23 protein-coding genes and 1 tRNA gene are annotated in these 21,235 nt (G+C 65.7%); 18 read left to right on the top strand and 6 right to left on the bottom strand.

Going from position 1 to position 21,235, the window contains the following annotated elements; all coding sequences use genetic code 11:
* The first annotated feature begins 169 nt into the window (after positions 1–169).
* Positions 170–1,615: an MATE family efflux transporter gene (locus XH84_RS17875; RefSeq protein ID WP_128922956.1), complete on the top strand. Its 1,446-nt coding sequence runs from the start codon at positions 170–172 to the stop codon at positions 1,613–1,615.
* 55 nt (positions 1,616–1,670) lie between these two features.
* On the opposite strand, the gene XH84_RS17870 is transcribed toward XH84_RS17875, so the two are convergent.
* The 4 genes from XH84_RS17870 to XH84_RS17855 all read right to left on the bottom strand — a co-directional run bounded on the left by XH84_RS17870 (position 1,671) and on the right by XH84_RS17855 (position 4,084).
* Positions 1,671–2,072 (bottom strand): SRPBCC family protein, encoded by a 402-nt coding sequence (locus tag XH84_RS17870; protein ID WP_128922957.1) that lies wholly within the window; start codon positions 2,070–2,072, stop codon positions 1,671–1,673.
* Between the two features lie 168 nt (positions 2,073–2,240).
* Positions 2,241–2,600 carry a VOC family protein gene (locus XH84_RS17865; RefSeq protein ID WP_164936691.1) on the bottom strand — a complete coding sequence of 120 codons (360 nt, stop codon included), beginning with the start codon at positions 2,598–2,600 and terminating at the stop codon, positions 2,241–2,243.
* Between the two features lie 56 nt (positions 2,601–2,656).
* Positions 2,657–3,496, bottom strand: a complete 840-nt coding sequence (locus XH84_RS17860) for a helix-turn-helix transcriptional regulator (RefSeq protein ID WP_128922959.1) — start codon at positions 3,494–3,496, stop codon at positions 2,657–2,659.
* A gap of 9 nt (positions 3,497–3,505) precedes the next feature.
* Positions 3,506–4,084: a methylated-DNA--[protein]-cysteine S-methyltransferase gene (locus XH84_RS17855; RefSeq protein ID WP_128922960.1), complete on the bottom strand. Its 579-nt coding sequence runs from the start codon at positions 4,082–4,084 to the stop codon at positions 3,506–3,508.
* Between the two features lie 171 nt (positions 4,085–4,255).
* Here XH84_RS17855 and XH84_RS17850 point away from each other — a divergent pair.
* The 14 genes from XH84_RS17850 (at position 4,256) to XH84_RS17780 (ending at position 15,438) form a co-directional block, all read left to right on the top strand.
* A tRNA-Gly gene (locus tag XH84_RS17850) sits at positions 4,256–4,329 on the top strand.
* Positions 4,330–4,373: 44 nt separating this feature from the next.
* The gene (locus XH84_RS17845; protein WP_128922961.1) at positions 4,374–4,592 is read left to right on the top strand and encodes a hypothetical protein; all 219 of its coding nucleotides are present in this window, start codon (positions 4,374–4,376) and stop codon (positions 4,590–4,592) included.
* The gene (locus XH84_RS41885; protein ID WP_128922962.1) at positions 4,579–4,758 is read left to right on the top strand and encodes a type II toxin-antitoxin system RelE/ParE family toxin; all 180 of its coding nucleotides are present in this window, start codon (positions 4,579–4,581) and stop codon (positions 4,756–4,758) included. The genes XH84_RS17845 and XH84_RS41885 overlap by 14 nt, the downstream gene beginning before the upstream one ends.
* 317 nt (positions 4,759–5,075) lie before the next feature.
* Complete coding sequence (locus XH84_RS17830) at positions 5,076–5,657, top strand: helix-turn-helix domain-containing protein (RefSeq protein WP_128922963.1); 582 nt, start codon at positions 5,076–5,078, stop codon at positions 5,655–5,657.
* Positions 5,657–6,169: a GNAT family N-acetyltransferase gene (locus XH84_RS17825; RefSeq protein ID WP_164936692.1), complete on the top strand. Its 513-nt coding sequence runs from the start codon at positions 5,657–5,659 to the stop codon at positions 6,167–6,169. The genes XH84_RS17830 and XH84_RS17825 overlap by 1 nt, the downstream gene beginning before the upstream one ends.
* A 2-nt stretch (positions 6,170–6,171) precedes the next feature.
* Positions 6,172–6,636, top strand: a complete 465-nt coding sequence (locus tag XH84_RS17820; RefSeq protein ID WP_164936693.1) for a GNAT family N-acetyltransferase — start codon at positions 6,172–6,174, stop codon at positions 6,634–6,636.
* Positions 6,637–6,734: 98 nt separating this feature from the next.
* Entirely contained in the window at positions 6,735–7,775 is a 1,041-nt protein-coding gene (locus XH84_RS17815; protein WP_128922965.1) for a LacI family DNA-binding transcriptional regulator, read from the top strand.
* Between the two features lie 81 nt (positions 7,776–7,856).
* Positions 7,857–9,311 carry a xylulokinase gene (xylB, locus tag XH84_RS17810; RefSeq protein ID WP_128922966.1) on the top strand — a complete coding sequence of 485 codons (1,455 nt, stop codon included), beginning with the start codon at positions 7,857–7,859 and terminating at the stop codon, positions 9,309–9,311.
* Positions 9,312–10,634, top strand: coding sequence for a xylose isomerase (xylA, locus tag XH84_RS17805; protein ID WP_128922967.1), 1,323 nt, complete (start codon positions 9,312–9,314; stop codon positions 10,632–10,634).
* 16 nt (positions 10,635–10,650) lie between these two features.
* Positions 10,651–11,409 (top strand): ATP-binding cassette domain-containing protein, encoded by a 759-nt coding sequence (locus XH84_RS17800; protein WP_128922968.1) that lies wholly within the window; start codon positions 10,651–10,653, stop codon positions 11,407–11,409.
* Positions 11,409–12,479, top strand: coding sequence for an ABC transporter permease (locus tag XH84_RS17795; protein ID WP_128922969.1), 1,071 nt, complete (start codon positions 11,409–11,411; stop codon positions 12,477–12,479). Before XH84_RS17800 ends, XH84_RS17795 begins: the two co-directional genes overlap by 1 nt.
* Before the next feature lie 94 nt (positions 12,480–12,573).
* Complete coding sequence (locus tag XH84_RS17790; protein ID WP_164936694.1) at positions 12,574–13,506, top strand: sugar-binding protein; 933 nt, start codon at positions 12,574–12,576, stop codon at positions 13,504–13,506.
* A gap of 99 nt (positions 13,507–13,605) precedes the next feature.
* Positions 13,606–14,583, top strand: a complete 978-nt coding sequence (locus tag XH84_RS17785) for an aldo/keto reductase (RefSeq protein ID WP_128923026.1) — start codon at positions 13,606–13,608, stop codon at positions 14,581–14,583.
* A 3-nt stretch (positions 14,584–14,586) separates the two neighbouring features.
* A complete protein-coding gene (locus tag XH84_RS17780; RefSeq protein WP_128922971.1) occupies positions 14,587–15,438 on the top strand; it encodes an amidohydrolase family protein in 852 nt (283 codons plus the stop codon).
* Positions 15,439–15,523: 85 nt separating this feature from the next.
* Here the strand turns inward: XH84_RS17780 and XH84_RS17775 are convergent, their stop codons facing one another.
* Positions 15,524–16,753, bottom strand: a complete 1,230-nt coding sequence (locus XH84_RS17775; protein WP_164936695.1) for an ABC transporter substrate-binding protein — start codon at positions 16,751–16,753, stop codon at positions 15,524–15,526.
* A 115-nt stretch (positions 16,754–16,868) separates the two neighbouring features.
* Positions 16,869–17,795, bottom strand: coding sequence for a class I SAM-dependent DNA methyltransferase (locus tag XH84_RS17770; protein ID WP_128922973.1), 927 nt, complete (start codon positions 17,793–17,795; stop codon positions 16,869–16,871).
* A gap of 134 nt (positions 17,796–17,929) precedes the next feature.
* Between XH84_RS17770 and XH84_RS17765 the strand changes: the two genes are divergently transcribed.
* The 3 genes from XH84_RS17765 to XH84_RS17755 all read left to right on the top strand — a co-directional run bounded on the left by XH84_RS17765 (position 17,930) and on the right by XH84_RS17755 (position 21,232).
* Complete coding sequence (locus XH84_RS17765) at positions 17,930–18,967, top strand: ligase-associated DNA damage response exonuclease (RefSeq protein ID WP_128923027.1); 1,038 nt, start codon at positions 17,930–17,932, stop codon at positions 18,965–18,967.
* On the top strand, positions 18,964–20,625 hold the full coding sequence (locus tag XH84_RS17760; protein ID WP_128922974.1) for an ATP-dependent DNA ligase: 1,662 nt from the start codon (positions 18,964–18,966) through the stop codon (positions 20,623–20,625). The genes XH84_RS17765 and XH84_RS17760 overlap by 4 nt, the downstream gene beginning before the upstream one ends.
* Before the next feature lie 301 nt (positions 20,626–20,926).
* Positions 20,927–21,232 (top strand): DUF6460 domain-containing protein, encoded by a 306-nt coding sequence (locus tag XH84_RS17755; protein ID WP_128922975.1) that lies wholly within the window; start codon positions 20,927–20,929, stop codon positions 21,230–21,232.
* Positions 21,233–21,235 lie beyond the last annotated feature (3 nt).

Raw genomic sequence — 21,235 nt, 5'->3', positions numbered from 1 at the left:
CAATTCCATCCATCGAAATGCGCTGTCGCAGGGCACGCCTGCATCTGGCGCAGGAGGAATCGCTCCGTGCCGTGCTAACAAGCGTGCACCGCGCCCTGTGCGCGAACAAATTGATTGGCACACCTACGCATTGCCGCGCCGCAAAGGGCGCCCGAGCCCCGGAGAGGACATGTCCGACATCGCCGAGATCCCGGTCGATGAGAAAGAGCGTCCGCTGCCGCCGCCGCCGCGGCCGGTGCGAAGCGCGCTGACCGACGGGCCGATCCTGCGCACGCTGCTCGGCCTCGCCTGGCCCAATGCGATCGCGCTGTCGGCCGGCACCTGCACGGTGATCGCGGAAACCTCCTATATCGGCCGGCTCGGCGTCGAGGCGCTGGCGGCGATGGCGCTGGTGTTCCCGACCATCATTCTGACCATGACGATGTCGGGCGGCGCCATGGGCGGCGCGGTGGCGTCCGCCATTGCACGCGCGCTCGGTGCCGGGAACCGTGAGCGCGCCGGCACGCTCGCCGCGCACGCGATGCTGATCGGCATCAGCTTCGGCCTCGTCTTCATGCTGGGCATGCTGATCTTCGGACCCAAAGTGTTGGAAATGCTCGGCGGCCGCGGCGATGTGCTGACCCATGCGATCGCCTACACGCAGGTGTTTTTCGGCGGCGCCGTGCTGCCCTGGCTGCTCAACACCATGGCCGGCGTGTTGCGCGGCACCGGCAACATGAAGCTGCCGTCGTTCCTGATCCTCAACTCCGCGGCCTGGCAGATCGTGCTCGGCGGCACGCTCGGCCTCGGGCTCGGCCCGGTGCCGCAGTTCGGCATGCGCGGCGTCGCGGCCGGCGCGCTGATGGCCTATTCCATGAACATCTGCATCATGGGCTGGTACCTGTTCTCCGGCCGCGCGCGCGTCGTACCGAAGCTGCGCGGCCTGCGCATTCAATGGGCGATGTTTTTCGACATCCTGAAGGTCGGCGCCATCGCCTGCTTCTCGCCGCTGCAATCGGTGCTGACGATCTCGATTTTCACCCACATGCTGGCGCAGTTCGGTACCGCGATCCTCGCCGGCTACGGCATCGGTGCGCGGCTCGAATTCCTGCTGACCTCGATCGCGTTCTCGTTCGGCATCGCCTGTGTGCCGATGGTCGGGATGGCGATCGGCGCAGGCAACGTCGCGCGCGCCCGGCGCATCGCCTGGATCGCCAGTGCAGCCGCCTTCGTGGCCGTCGGCGCACCGGCCTGCGTCGTTGCAATGTTCCCCGACCTCTGGATCAACATCTTCACCGACAGCGCGGCCGTGCGCGCGGCGAGTCATCAATATCTCTCGACGGTCGGGCCGTTCTACGCCTTTTTCGGCATCGCCACGGTGATGTACTTCTCCTCGCAAGGCGCGGCCAAGGTGATCGGGCCGGTGCTGGCGCAGACGGCGCGGCTGATCTACATCTCCGCCGTCGGCTGGTGGTTGTCGACGCACGCGGCGACCGCGCAGAGCTTCTTCTGGCTGGCTGCGAGCTCGATGGTCGTGCTTGGCCTGCTCTCGTCCTCCAGCGTCGTGCTGACGCGCTGGGGACCGCGCATCAGCAAGCCTGCGATCAGACCGGTGCTATCAGGCGCTGCCGACTAGCGATGCCTGTGGCGGACGCGAGGGCGGAGCTCTGTGAGAAAATCACAGAGCTTGATCAGGCTGCAACCGGTGGGAATGCTCTGCGCAAGGCAGCCACGGCCTCCCGGGTCTGCCCTTCGACATAGGCTGCAAGCTCGTTCGGCAGCATGTCGATGATCCACACCAGGCGGCTATTCCGCTCGCCGTCGGCGATCACCTGCACCGAGGCGCTGTAGTGCTTCAGCCGCTCGTTGCTGATGGCATAGACCAGACGCCGCCGCGCGTCGTCGCAATCGACCAGCACCTCGCGTGCCACCGAACCGTTGGCGAAGGTGACGATGCGCGCATCGCCATCGAGCGTGCAGGCCGTGACGAATCCGGGCGCCAGCCGTTCATGCAGCGCGCCGAAGTCGCGCACCGCGTCCCAGACGTCGCGCGCCGGGGCGGGGAGGGGGATGTCGTTGTGGATGGAGGCCATGAAGGTGTCCTTGATTGCGATAAGTGGTGCCACAGATACCGTCATTGCGAGCGCAGCGAAGCAATCCAGAAATGTCTCCGCGGGCACAGTCTGGATTGCTTCGTCGCATCAGCGCAAAATTGCTTCGCAATTTTGTCGCGAGCTCTTCGCAATGACGGAGGAGAGAGTTCAGGTACAAACCGCCTCGACATTGTTGCCATCGGGATCGATCAGGAACGCCGCGTAATAGGTCGGGCTGTAATCCTTGCGCGGTCCGGCGCCGCCATTGTCGCGGCCGCCGCTCTTCAAGCCCTCGCTGTGGAACGCCTTGACCGCGTCATGGCTCGCGGCGCGAAACGCAATGTGCGCGCCATCGGCCTTGCGGCCCTTGTCGAGGTGCAGCCACAGCGCCGGCGCGCCCTTCGGCCCGAAGCCGGCATAACCGTCGCCGCTGGAGCACAGGACGTAGCCGAGCGGCGCCAGCACCGCGGTGTAGAAGCGCGTCGCGGCGTCGAGGTCGGCAACGCGAAGTCCGATGTGGTCGTACATGTTCGTCTCCATGTGCAAAGCGCGCCGAAAATGGCACGCGCCGGAGACGAAGCTATTCAATTGAGGGCGAGCTGCTCTTGGAGAATCTTGCGCATCCCCTTCGAGGCCTGGCGGAACTTGGTCGGCGATAGGCCGGCAGCGCGGTGGAAGGTGCGGACGAAATTGGAGAGATCGCCGAAGCCGACGTCATAGGCGACGTCAGTGACCGCGATCCCATCATCAGCGAGCAGCCGTGCCGCGTGCCGCAGCCGCGACCGCACCAGATATTGATGCGGCGTGACGCCGAGAACGCTCGAGAATAGCCGCAGGAAATGGAACGGGCTGAGGCCCGCCTGCCTGGCTGCCTGTTCGAGATCGACCTCTTCATGCGAATTGTCGTCGATCCACAGCGCGGCCTCGACGGCGCGGCGGCGGTCACGCGCATTGGGCGTGGCCGGCTTGCGCGGTTTGCCCGAGACGACGTCGATGAAGCGGCTTGCCAGGATCTGGCCGACTTCGTCGAGGCCGATGTCGCTGTTGCCATCTGCCGCCGTCTGGGCGAGCTCGCCCAGCACCATCAATTCGGGCAGCGGCGGGGTGGCGCCGACCCGCCAGATCTCGCGCCGGCCACTGAGGGCATCGACCATGTCCTCGCTGAGGAAAAATCCCAGGCAGACATCGCCGCTGACATGCTCATGCGTGCAGGTGTATTCCTCGCCGGGCGCGCCGACCAGCATCGAGCCCGCCACCAGCTCGAAGAAGCCGGCGCGGCAATGGCAGCCGAAGCTGCCGGAGCGGACATAGGCGATGGAATGCCCGGTGCGGCATTCGGCAAACGGCGTATCGTCCGGTCCCGCATCGCAGCGAAACTCGCAGACCGTCATCGATTGTGACGTCAGCAGTGTGGTCGCGTCCATCCCGCCTATCTAGGTAGGCGCGCGGGGCGGAGCAACCGGCAGCAGCACCTCGAACAGCGTCTTGCTGGCGACGGGATGGGCGCCCTCCAGTGCCAGCAGCCGCCGCTTGGAGATCACCCCGCCATAGGGCGAGAGCCGGTCGGTGTAATTGCCGGTTTCCAGCACCCGGTGGCAGGGCACGATCAGCATGTAGGGATTTTTGGCGATCGCCTGCGCCACCGAATGCGCCGCGCCTGAGGCGCCCAGCGCCCTGGCGACCTCGTGATAGGTCCGCGTCTCGCCGCGCGGAATCGAGCAGGCGAACTCATAGACGCGCCGGTTGAAGCCGGACACGCCGCCTGCATCCAGGCTGACCTCGGAAAAATCGGGATCTCCGCCCTGCAGCAGGACCACGATGCCCTCGATCGCAAGCTCGGCATTTTCGGACGGCCGCTGTTCGCGCGCCTCGGGATGGACCTGGAAGATCCGGCGGCGGGTGTCGATCTCTCGCGCCTCCGGCAACTGCACGGCGACGACGCCGGTGCCGCTCCAGATGATGCCGCAGCGGCCTATGGTCGTGTCGAATATCGAATAGCCGCGCCCCACCATGCACACGCCCCACTCAGTGCACGTCTCTCCCCAGACCCGCAATCATAACACCGCCACAATCCGGCGCACCTGGAATCTTATCAGGACGTTAACAACGGCCCGGCCGGGTGCGCCAAACCGCTTGGCGAGGCGCGCCGTCTCGGCTAATCAGGACGGGCGCGAAGCGCATTCGCGGGCGTAGTTCAATGGTAGAACGGCAGCTTCCCAAGCTGCATACGAGGGTTCGATTCCCTTCGCCCGCTCCAAGTTTTCGGCCCGGCCGGTCTGCGGGATGTGATAGGCTGAAGCCATGGTCAGGACGCTCGAACAAGCCATCGCGCAAATTTCCCAGCTGCCGGCGGCAGATCAGGAAGAGATCGGCCGGAAATTGCTTTCGCACGTCGAAAAGCTCAACGCTCTTCGGTCCGAAATGGACCGTGGAATCCATTCGCTCGATGCAGGCAAGGGCGCAGCCCTGAACATGGAAGAATTTCTTCGCAAGAAGAACTCACGGCATGGTGGGGCATAAGCTTCCAGTCATTTGGTCCCCAGAAGCGCTCGACGATATTGATCAGCTTTGGGACTACTACGCTGAGATGGCAGGAGTCGGCACCGCCGACAGGATCTTGCGTCAGATCGGGCAAGCCGTTGCGGTCATCGAGGATTTTCCCCAACGCCGGACTGGCGCGCGATGAAATTCGCTCCGGCCTGCGTTCGTTGGCGGTTGCGCCGCAAGTCGTCTTCTATCGCTTGAAGGATGACCGCGCCGAGATCGTGCGAGTGCTTGATGGCAGGCAGGATATTGAGGCCATTTTTTCCAAAGACGAGAATGGGTAGAGCGAGGGCGCCGAAAGCGTCGCTTGGCCATTGAGCCCGAGTATTCTCGGCGAGCGGTTGCCGAAGATTCTAATATGTTAGCCTTTCGCTCCCGGCACGCCCGCCTTGCTCGCCCTAAGCTCCTCTCGCCCGGCGGCTACGGTCCCTGCACCGGGCAATGTTCGGATGAAAGCCAATGGACCAGCAGAAACTCGACCGTGCGATCGGTCGCCGCTTGAAGACGCTGAGGACGCAGGCGGGCATGACGTTGAACGAACTCGCGGGCCGCTCCGGTGTCAGCCGGGCCATGATCGGGCGGGTCGAGCGGGCCCAGAGCAGCGCCACGGCTGCGCTGCTCGGCAGGCTTTGTGCCGCGCTCGACGTCTCGCTCAGCGATGTCGTCGCACTCGCCGAGAAGCCGCCGGAGCGCCTGGTGCGGCTTGCCGACCAACCGCACTGGCGCGATCCCGACAGCGGCTATCGCCGGCGGCATGCCTCGCCGACGGATGCGGCGAGCGGCATCGAGATCATCGTGGTCGACCTGCCGGCCGGCGCGCGGGTGCCGTACAGCCCCTGGGGCCGCAATGCCTTCACCCAGCAGCTTTTGATGCTGGAGGGCGCGATCGCCGTGTACATCGACGCCAAGACGGTCCGCCTGCGCGAGGGCGATTGCCTGGATTTCGACGTGATGCGTGCGGTGACCTTCGAGAACGAAACCAAACAGGACGCGCGCTACGTCATCATCACGCGGCGCGGCTCCTCCTACGGGAAGATGTGATGTCGCTGATCGTGCGGGATGCCACGCTGGAGGATGCCGAGGATATCCTCGCCATCTACAATTACGCCGCACTCAACACCACGGCGGTCTGGACCGACGGTCCCTCCGATCTGGATTCGCGGCGTCAATGGCTTCTCGCACGGCAGCAAGCGGGCTATCCCGTGCTGGTCGCGATGAAGGGCAGAGATGTCGTCGGCTTCGCCTCGTTCGGCGACTTCCGGCCGTTTCCCGGCTATCGCCATACCGTGGAGAATTCCGTTTATGTCGACGAGCGGCATCACAGGGCGGGCATCGGCCGCAGTCTTGTCGCCGCATTGATCGAGCGTGCCACCGCCATGCACAAGCACGCGATGATCGCCGGCATCGACGGCACCAACGCGGCTTCGATCGGACTGCACGCCTCGCTCGGCTTCGCCGAGGTGGCCCGCATGCCCGAGGTCGGCTGCAAGTTCGGCCGCTGGCTCGACCTCGTCTTCATGCAGAAGCTCCTTGCAAGCGACGTGAGGCCCTGACCATGCAGATCCGCACCGGCGACACCTTCGATCCGCGCGTCATCGCGTTGCTCGATCACCATGTCACGTCTGCGCGGGCGCAGACCGCACCGGGCAGCGCGCATGCGCTCGATCTGGCGGGGCTTCGCGCGCGCGATGTTGCGTTCTGGACCGGCTGGGACGGCGAGCACTTGGTCGCCACCGGCGCGTTGAAGACGCTCTCGGCCGATCATGGCGAGGTGAAGTCGATGCACACGCTTCAGACCGCGCGGCGGCGCGGCTTCGGCGGCCAGATGCTCCGCCACATTATCGCCGAGGCCCATGCGCGCGACCTGAACCGGCTCAGCCTCGAGACCGGCTCATGGGTTTATTTCAAGCCGGCGCATGCGCTCTACCGGGCGCACGGCTTCGTGCTCTGCGGCCCGTTCGAAGGCTACGTCGAGGACCCCAATAGCCTTTTCCTCACGCTGGATCTGACCCGGGGCTGACTGCCGGCGCGGTGCTTGGTTCAACCCGAGCTCGAAACTGCATTCATGCCCCTCAAAATGAGTTGCGTACCTCAAAACACCTCTGCTAGCCTTCAGCCATGGCTGAGACCCTCACCACGACCGCGCTGACGCTGAAGGACATCGCCCGCGAGGCGGGCGTGAGCCTCGCGACGGTGGATCGCGTCATGCACAACCGGCCGGGCGTCCGGCCGGACACGGTGCGGCGCGTCCGGGAAGCGATCGAGCGTCATTCGTTCCAGCCGCATGTCGCCGCCGCCGAGCTCGCCCGCGGCCGCGCCCGCCGCTTTGCCTTCGTGATGCCGTCGGGGCCGAACCCGTTCATGCAGCAGATCGAGGCCTATCTCGGCGAGATGGCCGGCTGGCTCGCGGCCCGCCGCCTCGGCGTCGAGATGGTCGCTACCGACGTGTTCGATCCCTCGGTGCTTGCGGCCTCGCTCGAGGCGCTGTCGGGCGATTACGACGGCGTCGCCGTGGTGGCGCTGGATCACCCCAGCGTTCGCGCCGCCATCAACGACCTTGTCGATGCCGGCACCAAGGTGGTGACGCTGGTGTCGGATGTGCCGTCGTCGCGCCGCCACCATTATGTCGGCATCGACAACATCGCGGCCGGCCGCACCGCCGGCGCGCTGGTCGGGCGGCTGGTCGGCCAGAGCTCCGGCAAGGTCGCGATCGTCGCGGGTTCGCAGGGCCTGCGCGACCATGCCGAGCGCATCTTCGGCTTCAACCAGGTGATGGCGTCGGAATTCCCCGGTCTCAGCGTGCTGCCAGTGCTGGAAGGGCGCGACCAGGACGATCGTTCGGAGCAGGTGCTGGCGCGGCTGCTCGGCGAGCATGCCGACATTGTCGGGCTTTATAACGTCGGCGCAGGCACCCAGGGCGTCGCCAAAGCGTTGAGCGATGCCGGCCGCGACGAGGTGGTGTTCGTCGGTCATGACGTCACCGTGCTGACGCGCCGCCTCCTGCTGCAGGGCGTGATGGATGCCGCGATCTCGCAGAACCCCGGACATGAAGCGCGCGCCGCCGTGCGCGTGCTGCTCGCGCTCGCCCGCGGCGAGCCGATCTTGCGCGAACAGGAGAAGATCAGGATCGACATCGTGATGCGGGACAATCTGCCCTAGCGGCAGGTGGCTATCGAACGGGCCGTGGCGGAGAGCGCGACGTCAAGATCGCGCATCGCAATAAGTAGAGAGGAGGACGAATTGTATCTCGGACTGGACATCGGCACGTCCGGCGTGAAGGCGGTGCTCGTGAGCGAAGCCGGCGCGGTCGTCGCGACGGCAACGCGCGAGCTCGCGCTGTCGCATCCGGCGCCGCTGTGGTCCGAGCAGGACCCCGATTCCTGGGTCGATGCGACGATCGGTGCGGTCGACGATCTCGCGGCGCGTCTTCCGCGCGAGATTGCTCAGGTGGCCGGCATCGGCCTGTCGGGTCAGATGCATGGCGCGACGCTGCTCGACGAGGACGGCAAGCCGCTGCGCCCGGCGATTCTCTGGAACGACGGCCGCTCGCAGGCCGAATGCGCGGTGCTGGAGCGGCGCTGTCCGTCGCTGCACGCGATCGCCGGCAATCTGGCCATGCCCGGCTTCACTGCGCCGAAGCTGCTGTGGATCGCGCGGCATGAGCCGAAGATTTTCGAGCGTGTCGCAAAGGTGCTGCTGCCCAAGGCCTATGTCCGCTATCGCCTCACCGGCGAGATGGTCGAGGACATGTCCGATGCCGCCGGCACGCTGTGGCTCGATGTCGGCCAGCGGCGCTGGTCGGCCCTGCTGCTGCACGCCACCGGGCTCGATCTCCACCACATGCCGCGCCTCGTCGAGGGCAGCGCGGCGAGCGCAGTGCTCGCGCCGGACTATGCGCAGCGCTGGGGCATGAGGAAAGACGTCGTGGTCGCGGGCGGCGCCGGCGACAATGCCGCGAGCGCGATCGGGCTCGGCGCCATCGCGCCGGGCGATGCGTTCCTGTCGCTGGGAACGTCCGGCGTCCTGTTCCGCGTCACCGATCGCTTTGCGCCGGCGCCGGCCTCGGCCGTGCACGCCTTCTGTCACGCATTGCCCGGCCTCTGGCACCAGATGGGCGTGATGCTGTCGGCCGCAGCTTCGCTCGCCTGGCTCGCCGGCGTGATGGAGACGCCGGCCGCGGCCCTGCTGGCGCCGCTCGGCGAGCGCGTCGATGCGCCCAGCCCGATCAGATTCCTGCCCTATCTCGACGGCGAACGCACGCCGCACAACGATGCGGCCGCGAGCGGAGCCTTTGTCGGCCTGCGCGCTGCGACCGGGCGAACGCAGATCGTCCAGGCTGTGCTCGAAGGCGTGGCCTTTGCCGCACGGGACAATCTGGCGGCGCTGAGTGCGGCGAGCGGGCCCATTAGCGAGGTCGATCTCGTCGGCGGCGGCTCGCGCTCGCCGTTATGGGCGCAGATCTGCGCCGACGTGCTCGGCATTCCCGTTCACCGCGCCGAAGAGGGCGAGGTGGGAGCGGCCCTCGGCGCCGCGCGGCTGGGCCGGCTCGCTGCGACGGGCGAGAGCGCTGCGGCGGTCTGCACCCGCCCGCGGCGGCTTGCGAGTTTTACGCCCCGCGCTTCCGTCGCCTCCGCCTATGACGAAGCCTATCGGCGATGGCGCGCGCTTTATCCCGCATTGAAGGAGTCTCTTTAAGTGAACGCGTCAGCCAAATTCTTCGATGCAAGCGCACCTGTCGCCTTTGCCGGCCAGGACGCGGGACAGGCGCCCGCGTTCCGCTGGTACGACAAGGATCGCGTGGTTCACGGCCGCCGGCTCGAGGATCACCTACGCTTTGCGGTCTGCTATTGGCATTCGTTCTGCTGGCCGGGCGGCGATCCCTTCGGCGGCGAGACGTTTTTGCGGCCCTGGCACCACGGCACGGATGCGATGGCGCAGGCGCGGGCAAAAGCCGATGTCGCGTTCGAGCTATTCCGCCTGCTCGATGTGCCCTACTTCACCTTCCACGACGTCGACGCGGCGCCGGAGGGCGCTTCGCTCGCCGAGTCCGTCGCCAATCTCAACGCGATTGCCGATTTGTTCGAGCAGAAGATGGCATCAGCTAAGGTCCGCCTGCTCTGGGGCACCGCCAATCTGTTCACGCATCGCCGCTACATGGCGGGCGCGGCGACCAATCCCGACCCAGAGATATTCACCTATGCTGCCGGCCAGGTCCGCGCCGCGCTGGAGGTGACGCATCGGCTCGGCGGCCAGAACTATGTGATGTGGGGCGGGCGCGAGGGCTATGAGACGCTGCTCAACACCGATCTCAAGCGCGAGCTCGACCAGCTCGGCCGTTTCGTCTCGCTTGTCGTCGAGCACAAGCACAAGATCGGTTTCAAGGGCCCGGTCCTGATCGAGCCGAAGCCGAAGGAGCCGACCAAGCATCAATATGATTTCGACGTCGCCACCTGCTACGGCTTCCTCGAACGCTACGACCTACTCAAGGACGTCAAGCTCAATATCGAGCAGAACCACGCCATCCTCGCCGGCCATTCGTTCCATCACGAGGTCGCGCTGGCCGAAGCGCTCGGCGTGTTCGGCTCGCTCGACATCAACCGTGGCGACGATCTGCTCGGCTGGGACACCGACCAGTTCGCGATGAACGTGCCGGAGCTGGCGCTGGTGTTTCACGAAATCCTGAACCGCGGCGGCTTCACCTCGGGCGGGCTGAATTTCGACGCCAAGATCCGTCGCCAGTCGATCGATCCTGACGATCTGATCCACGCCCATGTCGGCTCGATGGATGCCTGCGCGCGTGCCTTCCTCGCCGCCGCCGACATGGTCGACGCCGGCGTGCTCACCACGCCGCTTGCCAAGCGCTACGAAGGCTGGTCCGGCCCCGAGGGCCGCGCCATTCTCGCCGGCCAGCGTTCGCTCGCCGAGCTCGCCGACCGCGCGCTTCAGCCTGGCTTCGATCCGCAGCCGCGCTCGGGCCGACAGGAATATCTGGAATCCCTGGTCAATCGCCATGTCTGAGGGAGAAAGACCGCTGATGGCACATGCTGACACGACACCGGTCCTCGAGCTCTCAGGCATTGGCAAGGAATTCGGCGCCATCCGCGCGCTGCACGACGTCGATCTGCAGGTTCTGCCGGGGGAGGTGGTTGGCCTGATGGGCGACAACGGCGCGGGCAAGTCGACGCTGGTCAAGATCATCGCCGGCAACTTCCGCCCCAGCCATGGCGAGATCCGCTTCGCCGGCAACGCGGTCCATTTCAGCCGGCCGGTCGATGCCCGCGCGGTCGGCATCGAGGTCGTGTATCAGGACCTCGCGCTGGCGGACAATCTCACGGCCGCCGCCAACGTGTTCCTCGGCCGCGAGCTGAAGCGCAAATTCGGACCTGTCGCGCTGCTCGACCACAAGGCGATGGCGGCGCGCGCGCTGGAGCTGTTCGGCGAGCTGCGCTCGGAAACGCGTCCCGACGATCTCGTCAAGCAGATGTCCGGCGGCCAGCGCCAGGCGGTTGCGATCGCGCGCACGCGGCTCTCCAATGCGCGATTGGTGATGATGGACGAGCCGACCGCCGCGATCTCGGTCCGTCAGGTCGAACAGGTGTTGGGCCTGATCCATCGGCTGAAGGAGCAGGGGGTTGCCGTGATGCTGATCTCGCACCGCATGCCCGACGTGTTCGCGGTGTGCGATCGCGTCATCGTCATGCGCCGCGGCGAGAAGCGGGCCGACAAGCCGATCCACGAGACCTCGCCAGAGGAGGTCACCGCCCTCATCACCGGCGCGAAGGAGGCGGCGTAATGGCCATGCCCATGGAATCTCCGATCAGCTTCACCAATGTGGGCCGGATCAAATGGTGGCAGCGCGGCATCTTCGCCTCGCAGACCGGCTACGTGCTGCTCGCGCTGGCCGTGCTGCTGGTGATCATGCATTTCGCCAGCCCGTATTTCTTCACCGAAGGCAACATGCAGAACGTGGCGAAGAATTTCTCCTTCATCGCCATCGCGACGCTCGGCGTCACCTTCGTGATCATCACCGGCGGCATCGACCTCTCGGTGGGATCGATGATGTGCTTCTCCGCCATGATCACCTCGATGGTGATGACCGAGCTGTCGGCGCCCGGCTCGCCATTGGTGCACATGGCGGCTGACGGCAAGACGGTGCTGGCCAACGTGCCGGGACTGATCCTGCTGGTCTCGGTCCTCGCGGGTCTCGGGGTTGCGCTGATCGCCGGCCTCGTCAACGGCTTCTGCATCGCCGTGCTCGGCCTGTCGCCCTTCGTCACCACGCTCGGCATGCTCTCGATCGTGCGCGGACTTGGCTATGTCGTCTCCAACGGCCGCGGCAGTTTTCCGGGCGGACCCGACGCCGATTATTTCTACGCAGCGACCTCGGGCGACGTGCTCGGCGTGCCCGTGCCTTTCATCTACCTGATGATCCTGGCGCTGACGATGGCCGTGGTGCTGCACCACACCTCGTTCGGCCGCCACGTCTTCGCGCTCGGCGGCAACGAGAAGGCGGCCGAGCTGACCGGCATCCCGGTGGTGCGGGTGAAGATCGAGGTCTACGTGATCTGCGCGCTCGCCGCCGGCCTGCAAGGCATCATCATTTCCGGATGGCTCGGGTCGGCGCCGGCCAACATGGCGACGTCCTACGAGCTCAACGTGATCGCGGCGGCCGTGATCGGCGGTGCCAATCTTGCTGGCGGTATAGGTGGTCCGCTGGGAGCGATCGTCGGCTGCGTGCTGCTGGAGGTGATCCGCAACGGCCTCGTGCTGGCGCAGGTCTCCTCCTATTGGCAGCAGACGCTGGTCGGCGTGATCATCATCCTGGCCGTGCTGGTCGATCGCATCCGCTCGCGGATGACCTGAAATGACGTCATCTCGGGAAGGCAACGAAAATGCCGCCTGTCCGCTTCCCGGGCACTTTCGAGAGGACGGGCACCAAACAAGGGTGGAGGAGACAATGAGGAAATTTCTTCTGGCCGGCATCGCGGTTGCGATGATGGCGACGCCGGCATTCGCCGCGAACTACCGCTTCGTCATCGTGCCCAAGGCGATGAACAATCCGTTCTTCGACTTTGCGCGCGACGGCTGCCTGAAGCGCGCCAAGGAACTCGGCAATATCGAGTGCATCTACAAGGGACCGGTCGAGCACGAGCCGGCGACGCAGGCGCAGATCATCCAGGACTTCGTCACCCAGAAGGTCGACGGCCTCGCCATCTCGGTCGCCGACGTCGCGGCCATGACCAAGTCGATCGAGGCGGCAACCGCCGCCGGCATCCCCGTCATCACCTTCGATGCCGATGCGCCCGGCTCCAAGCGCATCGCCTATATCGGCACCAACAACAAGGAGTTCGGCGTCGCGCTCGGCAAGCAATTGCTGAAGATGCGGCCTGACGGCGGCAAATACGCCATGGTCTCCGGCGGTCCCGGCGCCAAGAACCTCGCCGAGCGCGTCGATGGCGTGCGCGAGGCGCTGAAGGGCTCGAAATGGACCGAGGTCGCGGGCTCTCCGACCTTCTGCAACGACGATCCCGCGCTCGCGGTCCAGCAGATGACCGACATGCGCACCGCAACGCCCGATCTTGCCGCCATCGTTCCCATCGGCGGCTGGCCGATGTTCGCGCCCGAAGGCTTCAAGGCCTTCGCCAGCAGGAACAAGAAGGACATCGATTCCGGCAAGTTCACGCTCGTCGTCGCCGATACGCTGAAGATGCAACTCGAGCTCTTGCGTGACGGCTATGCCAATGCGCTGGTCGGCCAGCGTCCGTTCGAGATGGGCGAGAAGGCCATGGATACGCTGCTCGCCATCAAGAAGGGCGAGAAGGTTCCGGAGATCGTCTACACCGGCCTCGATCTCGTCACCAAGGACAACGTCGCGCAGATGTTGAAGTAGGAGCGCCTGCCAGCCCCGCGCTCCTGCATGCCTCCCCCGCTTGCGATTTCCGCAAGCGGGGGAGATGATTTGATCGTTGGAACGAAGAAGGCCATGGGAATGAAACGGTCGCGGCTCGGCTCGCTCGACGTCACCTCAATCGGGCTCGGCTCCGCGCCGCTGGGCGGATTGTTCGCCCCTGTCAGCGACGCCGATGCGGAGGCGACGATCGCGCGCGCCTGGTCACTCGGGGTGCGCTTCTTCGATACCGCGCCGCTCTATGGCTTTGGCCTCGCCGAGCGGCGGTTAGGCGCCTTCCTGCGACAACAAAAGCGCGAGTCCTACGCCATTTCGACCAAGGTCGGCCGCCTGCTGCGTGCGCCGGAGGGCGCTGCTTCCGAGGACGAGCACTACAAGGGCACACCGCGCGAGCGGCCGGTGTTCGATTTCAGCTATGACGGCGTGATGCGATCGGTGGAGGAGAGTCTTGTTCGCCTCGGGCTCGACCGCGTCGACGTCCTCCTGGTGCATGATCCCGACGATCACCATGACGAGGCCGTCGACGGTGCCTTCCGTGCGCTGCAGCGGCTGCGCGCGGACGGCACGGTCAAGGCGATCGGCGCCGGCATGAACCAGTCGGAGATGTTGACGCGTTTTGCGCGAGTCGTGCCGGTCGATTGCTTCCTGCTCGCGGGCCGCTACACGCTGCTCGACCAGGGCGCGCTCGATGCGCTGTTTCCGGTCTGCACGGCCAAGAGCATCGGCATCCTGCTCGGCGGCATCTACAACAGCGGCATTTTGGCCAATCCGCATACCAGCGCGAAGTTCAATTATCAGGACGCCGATGCGTCGCTGGTTGCGCGGGCGCAGGAGCTCGACGCGCTCTGCCGCAAGCATGGCACGGAGCTGAAAGCCGCCGCGCTCCAGTTCTGCATGGCGCATCCGGCGGTCACGGTCGCGGTAATGGGCGCGCGCAACGCCGCGGAGGTGGCCGACAACATCGCGATGTCGGAGCTGGCGGTGCCGCCGGCGTTCTGGCAGGAGCTGCGCGCGCGAAAGCTCGTCGATGCGCGCGCGCCACTGCCGGGCGGAGCGTAAGGCATGATCATCGACGCTCACCAGCACTTCTGGGATCCCGCGCGCGCCGACTATCCCTGGATGGCAGCGGACGAGCTCGCACCGATCCGCCGCGCTTTCGGTCCCGCCGATCTCGCGCCGCTGCTGACGGCGAACGGCATCGACGCCAGCATATTGGTGCAATGCCGCTCCGCGCTGGAAGAAACCGAGGAGTTCCTACGCATCGCGCATGCCACGCCGTCGGTGATCGGCGTCGTCGGCTGGGCCGACCTGACGGACGGGGCGCTCGGCGACACGCTCGAGCGGCTGCGCGGCTTGCCGGGCGGGGACAAGCTCGTCGGCATCCGCCATCAGGTGCACGATGAGCCCGATCCTGATTGGCTGTTGCGTGAGGACGTCCAGCGCGGGCTCACCGCAGTGTTCGCGCATGATCTTGCTTACGATTTTCTCGTCCGCAGCCGCGAGCTGCCGGCCGCGATCGCGACCGCGCAGGCCTTTCCGCAAGCGCGCTTCGTGCTCGACCACGCGGCCAAGCCGCCGATCGCCGCCGGCGGCAGCTCCGAATGGGCCGCCCGCATCAAGGCGCTCGGGGCCTGCGGCAATGTCTGGTGCAAGATCTCAGGGCTCGCGACCGAAGCGGCCTGGAACGACTGGGATGCGGAGCGCCTGTCTCCGTTCGTCGTACACGCCGCGAGCTGTTTCGGCGAAGGCAGGCTGATCTTCGGCTCGGACTGGCCGGTGTGCCTGCTTGCGGGAAGCTACGGCGAGATCAAGGACGCGCTGGAAGCTTGCCTCGCAAAGCTCGGCCCGCAGGCGCGGGACAAGGCTTTTGGCGTGAATGCCGCAGCGGTGTATCGACTGGCTGTCGCGACTTAAAGCGTCCCGCTCCGGCTTGTGTTTACCTCTCCCGCAAGCGGGAGAGGGAGTATGCACAGCTGGCAGATCGCGAACTCCCTCGACTCTACTCCGACATCGGCTTGTCGGAGATGTCCCAGTCCTTGCCGCTGAAGGTCGAGATGAACAGCGTCTTCATCGGCGTGTAGTCCTCGGGCGTGTAGCTGTAGGTGACGCCGTCGAGGAAGTAGGGCGAGTGGAAGCCTTTGAGCGTCGAAGCCTGCTTCAGCACGTTGGCGCGGGTGAGGTCATCGCCGCAGCGGCGCAGGATCTCGCCCATGGTCACGGCCTGGCCATAGCCGGCGAAGGCGATGGTGTTGTCGGGGTCGATGCTGGGCAGATATTTCTTGCGCAGCTCCTCGAACGCCATCACGTCGGGATCCTTCTCCCATTTCGGCAGGCCGACCTCCTTGTTGTAACGGATCGCGACGATGCCCGCGCAGTTCTCCAGGCCCGCGGCGTTGAGGATCGAGCGGCCGGTCGAGCCGGCGGAAAGGAGCTGCAGCGGCTTCCAGCCGAGCTCGGCGACTTTCCGGATCGACTGCGACGACGCCTTGCCGGTGGAGATGTTGTAGAAGACGTCGGCCCCGGATTTCGAGAGGTTGATGAGCTGCGAATCGACCGTGGGATCGGTGAGATCGTAGGTCTGCTCCATGATCACTTGCGCGGTGCCGCCGGCGTCCGCCAGCACCTTCTTGAAGGGACCTAAGAAGTCGCGGCCGAAATCGTCGTTCTGGTAGAGGATGCCGACCTTCGCGTTCGGCTTCACGCTGATGACGTGGCGGGCCAGGATGCGCGCCTCGGTCGGATAGAGCGGCAGGCCCGCCATCGTCCATTTGAACTCTTTCGGATTATTCCACTTCGACGCGCCGGTGTTGAGCAGCAGCTGCGGCACGCCCTTGGAGTTCAGGTATTTGTGCACGGCGGTCTGCGGCGCGGTGCCGAGCGAACCGTACAGCGCGAGCACTTCCTCCTGCTCGACCAGGCGCCGCGTCGCCTCGACGCATTTCGGCGCGCTGTAGGCATCGTCCATGGTGAGAAACTTGATCTTGCGCCCATTGATGCCGCCCTTCTCGTTCAGCATCTGGAAATAGGCCTCGCCGATGCGCCCCAACACACCGTAGAGCGAGCCGGGCCCGGAATGCGGCACGGTCTGCCCGATCTTGATCTCGGTGTCGCTGGCACCCGCATCGTATTTCTTCTCCGCGGCCCAGACGTAAGGCGCGGGCAAGGTGGATGCAGCGATGGTGGCGAGTGCGGCGGCGCTGAAATCGCGCCGCGATGGATTCTTCGTCATTAATTGTTTCTCCCTAGCGCGCGCATTGTGCTGGCAACGCGGCACGGCTCGCAAGTGGGAAGTCGCAGCTTTGCGACGCAATGACGCTTAAAGCGCAGCGCGTTAGCGCCTAGACTCAAGTTTTCTCGGCGACGACGACGAGACCGCGCACCGGCTCGTTGTTTTCGATGCGCGGGGACGCCGCCTGCAATGTCAGGAGCTTCAATCCGGTCCTGACGAGCGCGCTCCGCACATATTCCGCTGCATGGGCATAGCGCAGGCCCTCGCCGAGAATTATGCCGCTGCCATCCTGGGTCTCGAGCGTGAAGGCGAGCACGCCGCCCGGCGCAAGCACGCGCCTGGCTTCAGTCAGCACCGGTGCGAGATCCGACAGATACACAAACGCATCCGCCGCCACGATCAGGTTCGCACTTCCTTGGGGCTTGCCCTGCAAGCCCTGGATCATGTCGGCGATTTCGAGCTCGGCATAGAGACCCGTCGCGCGCGCCTCCTTGATCATGCCGGGGGAGAGATCGATTCCGGTGAAATGATCGACCTGTTTGGCGAAGGCGGCCGCCGCAAGCCCAGTGCCGCAGCCGAGATCGATGGCGTGCTTGAACAGGGCGGGCTTCTTCGCCGCGACGCGGGCAGCCACCACCGCCTTGAAGATCAGGGACGGCGCGCGATAGCCGAGATCGTTGATCAGCGTGTGCTCGAAGCGAGGCGCATACTGGTCGAACAGGGCCTGTACATAGGCCTTGGGCATCTCGGACAATTGCTCGTCGCCAAGGCGTATCAGATGCAGGTGAGCGCCATGCTGGTCGTCGGGATCGGACCGGCGTGCTTCGCGAAAGGCGGCAATCGCCTTGTCGCGCTCGCCGAGCTGCTGGCGGATCTCGCCAAGCGTGAACCAGGCCGACGTAAAATTCGGCGCGAGCTCGAGCGCCTGCTCGATGAGGTCGGCAGCGGCGGGCAGATCGCCCTTGAGCTGGAGGTCGCGCGCGAATTCGAAGCGGCGGTCGGCCATGAGATCGCCGGAGGACTGGAATAGGCGCAGGGGCATTCTGGAACCGACTGTCATTGCCGGGCTTGACCCGGCAATCCATCAAAAAAAGGAACTGTTTAGAGCGATGGATGCGCGGGTCAAGCCCGCGCATGACGGATGAATATCGGAACGTCGGTCCCTATATGACCACCATGCGCCCCCAAGATATCCTGTTGCCAGCTGCTGCCGGCCTGTGCTGCAAGCCCGGCGGCTTCCATATCGACCCTGTCCGCCCGGTTGAGCGGGCCGTGATCACCCACGGCCATTCCGATCATGCCCGCGCCGGCCATGGCGCGGTGCTGGCGACGCAGGAAACGCTGGACATGATGCGGCTGCGCTATGGCGAGAATTTTGCTGGCTCGACGCAAGCGATCCGCTATGGCGAGGAGATCCGGCTCGGCGACGTCTGCGTGAAGTTTCACCCGGCCGGCCACGTGCTGGGCTCGGCGCAGATCGCTGTCACGTGCAAGGAGACCTGCATCGTCGCCTCCGGCGACTACAAGGATGCGTTAGATCCGACCTGCGCGCCGTTCGAGCTGGTGCCGTGCGACGTCTTCATCACCGAGGCAACGTTCGGGCTGCCGGTATTCCGGCATGGCGATGCTGCCGAAGAGGTCAAGAAGCTGCTGGCCTCGGTCGCGCTGTTTCCCGAGCGCGCGCATCTCGTCGGCGCCTATTCGCTCGGCAAAGCGCAGCGCGTGATCGCGCTGCTGCGCCAGGCCGGCTACGACGCACCGATCTACCTGCATGGCGCGATGGAGACGATCACGCATTACTACCAAAGCCGCGGCATCGAGCTCGGCGAGCTCAGGCTGGTGAAGGGCATGAAGAAGGCGGCGCTGGCCGGCACCATCACGCTGGCGCCGCCCTCGGCGACATCAGATCTTTGGACACGGCGCTTTCCCGATCCGGTCACCGCCTTTGCCTCGGGCTGGATGCGCGTGCGCGCCCGGGCGCGGCAGCGCGGCGTCGAGCTGCCGCTGGTGATTTCCGACCATGCCGATTGGGACGGCCTCACCGCCACGATAGGTGCGACCGGCGCCGGCGAGATCTGGGTCACCCACGGTCAGGAAGATGCGCTGGTGCATTGGTGCCGGAGCAAAGGCCTGAAAGCGCAGCCGCTCGATCTGGTCGGCTATGGCGACGAGGAGGAGAGCGAGACGCCCATTCAAGGCGAGGCCGAGGCATGAACCGCTTCGCCGAACTGCTCGACCGTCTCACCTACGAGCCCGGCCGGAACAACAAGCTGCGGCTGATCACCGGCTATTTCCGCGAGGTCGGCGACCCCGACCGCGGCTACGCGCTGGCCGCGCTGACCGGCGCGCTCAGCTTCAAGCATGCCAAGCCCGCGCTGATCCGCGATCTCATCGCGTCGCGCACGGACGAGGTGCTGTTCGGCTTGAGTTACGATTATGTCGGCGATCTCTCGGAGACGGTGGCGCTGATGTGGCCGAAGGCCGCGCTGGCCGCTCACAACAACCCGCCACCCCCAACTCTCACCGAAGTCGTCACCACGCTGCGCACGCTCGGTAAGACCGAGCTGCCGAAGCAGCTTGAGCGCTGGCTCGACGAGCTGGATGAGACCGGCCGCTGGGCGCTGCTGAAGCTCGTCACTGGCGCACTTCGCATCGGCATCTCCGCGCGCCTCGCCAAGACCGCGGCGGCCGCGCTCGGCGACAAGGATCCGCATGAGGTCGAGCTGATCTGGCCGGGCCTCATCCCGCCCTATCTCGATCTGTTCGCATGGCTGGAAGGCCGCGCCGACAAGCCGGTCAACCGCGATCCCGCGCCGTTCCGGCCCGTGATGCTGGCGCATGCGATCGAGGACAGCGATTTCGCCGCGCTCGATCCCGCCGACTACATCGCCGAATGGAAATGGGACGGCATCCGCGTGCAGGCGGTGGCGGGGCGTGACGAGCGCGGCCACATCACGGCGCGGCTCTATTCTCGCACCGGCGAGGACATCACCGGGAGCTTTCCGGATCTTGTGCCGTCACTGCATTTGCCGGGTGCGATCGACGGCGAGCTCTTGATCCTGCGTGAGGGCCGCGTGCAGAGCTTCAATGTCCTGCAGCAGCGGCTCAACCGCAAGGTCGTCTCGCCAAAACTGATCAAGGAATTTCCGATCCATTTGCGCGCCTACGATCTGCTCGGCGACGACGAGAACGACCTGCGCGAGCTGCCGTTCGCGGAACGGCGCGAGCGGCTGGAGAGCTTCATCAAGAAGCTTAGCGATCCCCGCATCGATCTGTCGCCGACCGTTCCCTTCGCAAGCTGGGAGGCATTGACCGCCGCGCGCGCCAATCCCGCGAGTGCCGGCGCCGGCGAAGATGCGGAGGCCGTCGAGGGCGTGATGCTGAAGCGGCGTGATGCACCTTATCTGCCGGGCCGGCCGAAGGGCCAATGGTGGAAGTGGAAGCGCGATCCGCACATCATCGATGCCGTGCTGATGTATGCGCAGCGCGGTCACGGCAAGCGCTCGTCCTATTATTCCGACTACACCTTCGGTGTCTGGACCGCAGGCGGGGGCGGCGACGAACTGGTGCCGGTCGGCAAGGCCTATTTTGGCTTCACCGACGAGGAGCTTTTGCAGATCGACCGCTTCGTCCGCCGCAACACCACGGAAAAGTTCGGTCCCGTCCGCCATGTCGTGCACGAGGGCGACAAGGGGCTGGTGCTGGAGGTGGCGTTCGAGGGCCTGCAGCGCTCGCCGCGCCACAAATCCGGCGTCGCCATGCGCTTCCCCCGCATCAGCCGCCTGCGCTGGGACAAGCCGCCGCGGGAGGCGGACAGGCTGGAAACGCTGGAGCGGATGCTGAAGGAGGAGGCAGCGGAAATCGAGGTGTGAGGGCCTCGATCTCGCCGCGATGGCGGTGCGCTCACCCTCCCGCTCGCTTGCGGGAGAGGGTTGGGGAGAGGGTGTTTCCGCATTGGGACAGTCGCCTAGAGGGTAAAGCCCTCACCCGCGCGCGGGACGATGCTTCGCATCGCCCGGGGCGCGACCTCCCCCGCAAGCGGGAGAGGTCGGCAACCCGCGGCAGGCGCATGCCCGAATTAAACTCCCGTAACCCGATTGACGCTCGCTTGCGGGTTCCCCATGTGCCTCGCCGTGCCCTATAATGGGGTCGAATCCGCTTCGGGAGTTTGCGATGGTCCAAGACGTCAGAGATTTGCCGGCCGGCCGCAGCGATGGCCTGCACCGCTTTCTCGGCGGCTCGCCGCTGGCTGTCGCGTTCCGCCTGGTGCTGCTCTCGATCCTGGTCGGTGTCGTGCTGGCCGCGATCGGATTCGATCCCTGGAACATCATCACCAGCATCCGCCTCCTGTTCCAGCGCCTCTGGGATCTCGGCTTCGACACCGTGAATTGGTTGTGGCGCTACTTCCTGCTCGGCGCGGTCATCGTGATCCCGATCTGGCTGCTCTCGCGCGTGTTCGGCGCGCCGCGCGGCCGGTAAGGA

The organism is Bradyrhizobium nanningense (assembly GCF_004114535.1).
GTDB lineage: Bacteria > Pseudomonadota > Alphaproteobacteria > Rhizobiales > Xanthobacteraceae > Bradyrhizobium > Bradyrhizobium nanningense.
This window is presented reverse-complemented; position numbering and strand designations above follow the sequence as displayed.

What these genes read in the sequence shown, in the direction of transcription:
- XH84_RS17760 (WP_128922974.1), top strand. Translation starts at nt 18,964, where the DNA reads ATGAACCGCTTCGCCGAACTGCTCGACCGTCTCACCTACGAGCCCGGC.
- XH84_RS17800 (WP_128922968.1), top strand. Translation starts at nt 10,651, where the DNA reads ATGGCACATGCTGACACGACACCGGTCCTCGAGCTCTCAGGCATTGGC.
- XH84_RS17825 (WP_164936692.1), top strand. Translation starts at nt 5,657, where the DNA reads ATGTCGCTGATCGTGCGGGATGCCACGCTGGAGGATGCCGAGGATATC.
- XH84_RS17865 (WP_164936691.1), bottom strand. Translation starts at nt 2,600, where the DNA reads ATGTACGACCACATCGGACTTCGCGTTGCCGACCTCGACGCCGCGACG.
- XH84_RS17795 (WP_128922969.1), top strand. Translation starts at nt 11,409, where the DNA reads ATGGCCATGCCCATGGAATCTCCGATCAGCTTCACCAATGTGGGCCGG.
- XH84_RS17830 (WP_128922963.1), top strand. Translation starts at nt 5,076, where the DNA reads ATGGACCAGCAGAAACTCGACCGTGCGATCGGTCGCCGCTTGAAGACG.
- XH84_RS17770 (WP_128922973.1), bottom strand. Translation starts at nt 17,795, where the DNA reads ATGCCCCTGCGCCTATTCCAGTCCTCCGGCGATCTCATGGCCGACCGC.
- XH84_RS17775 (WP_164936695.1), bottom strand. Translation starts at nt 16,753, where the DNA reads ATGACGAAGAATCCATCGCGGCGCGATTTCAGCGCCGCCGCACTCGCC.
- XH84_RS17790 (WP_164936694.1), top strand. Translation starts at nt 12,574, where the DNA reads ATGAGGAAATTTCTTCTGGCCGGCATCGCGGTTGCGATGATGGCGACG.
- XH84_RS17820 (WP_164936693.1), top strand. Translation starts at nt 6,172, where the DNA reads ATGCAGATCCGCACCGGCGACACCTTCGATCCGCGCGTCATCGCGTTG.
- XH84_RS17780 (WP_128922971.1), top strand. Translation starts at nt 14,587, where the DNA reads ATGATCATCGACGCTCACCAGCACTTCTGGGATCCCGCGCGCGCCGAC.
- XH84_RS17815 (WP_128922965.1), top strand. Translation starts at nt 6,735, where the DNA reads ATGGCTGAGACCCTCACCACGACCGCGCTGACGCTGAAGGACATCGCC.
- XH84_RS17755 (WP_128922975.1), top strand. Translation starts at nt 20,927, where the DNA reads ATGGTCCAAGACGTCAGAGATTTGCCGGCCGGCCGCAGCGATGGCCTG.
- XH84_RS17845 (WP_128922961.1), top strand. Translation starts at nt 4,374, where the DNA reads ATGGTCAGGACGCTCGAACAAGCCATCGCGCAAATTTCCCAGCTGCCG.
- XH84_RS17765 (WP_128923027.1), top strand. Translation starts at nt 17,930, where the DNA reads ATGCGCCCCCAAGATATCCTGTTGCCAGCTGCTGCCGGCCTGTGCTGC.
- XH84_RS17860 (WP_128922959.1), bottom strand. Translation starts at nt 3,496, where the DNA reads ATGGACGCGACCACACTGCTGACGTCACAATCGATGACGGTCTGCGAG.
- XH84_RS41885 (WP_128922962.1), top strand. Translation starts at nt 4,579, where the DNA reads ATGGTGGGGCATAAGCTTCCAGTCATTTGGTCCCCAGAAGCGCTCGAC.
- XH84_RS17875 (WP_128922956.1), top strand. Translation starts at nt 170, where the DNA reads ATGTCCGACATCGCCGAGATCCCGGTCGATGAGAAAGAGCGTCCGCTG.
- XH84_RS17855 (WP_128922960.1), bottom strand. Translation starts at nt 4,084, where the DNA reads ATGGTGGGGCGCGGCTATTCGATATTCGACACGACCATAGGCCGCTGC.
- XH84_RS17870 (WP_128922957.1), bottom strand. Translation starts at nt 2,072, where the DNA reads ATGGCCTCCATCCACAACGACATCCCCCTCCCCGCCCCGGCGCGCGAC.
- XH84_RS17785 (WP_128923026.1), top strand. Translation starts at nt 13,606, where the DNA reads ATGAAACGGTCGCGGCTCGGCTCGCTCGACGTCACCTCAATCGGGCTC.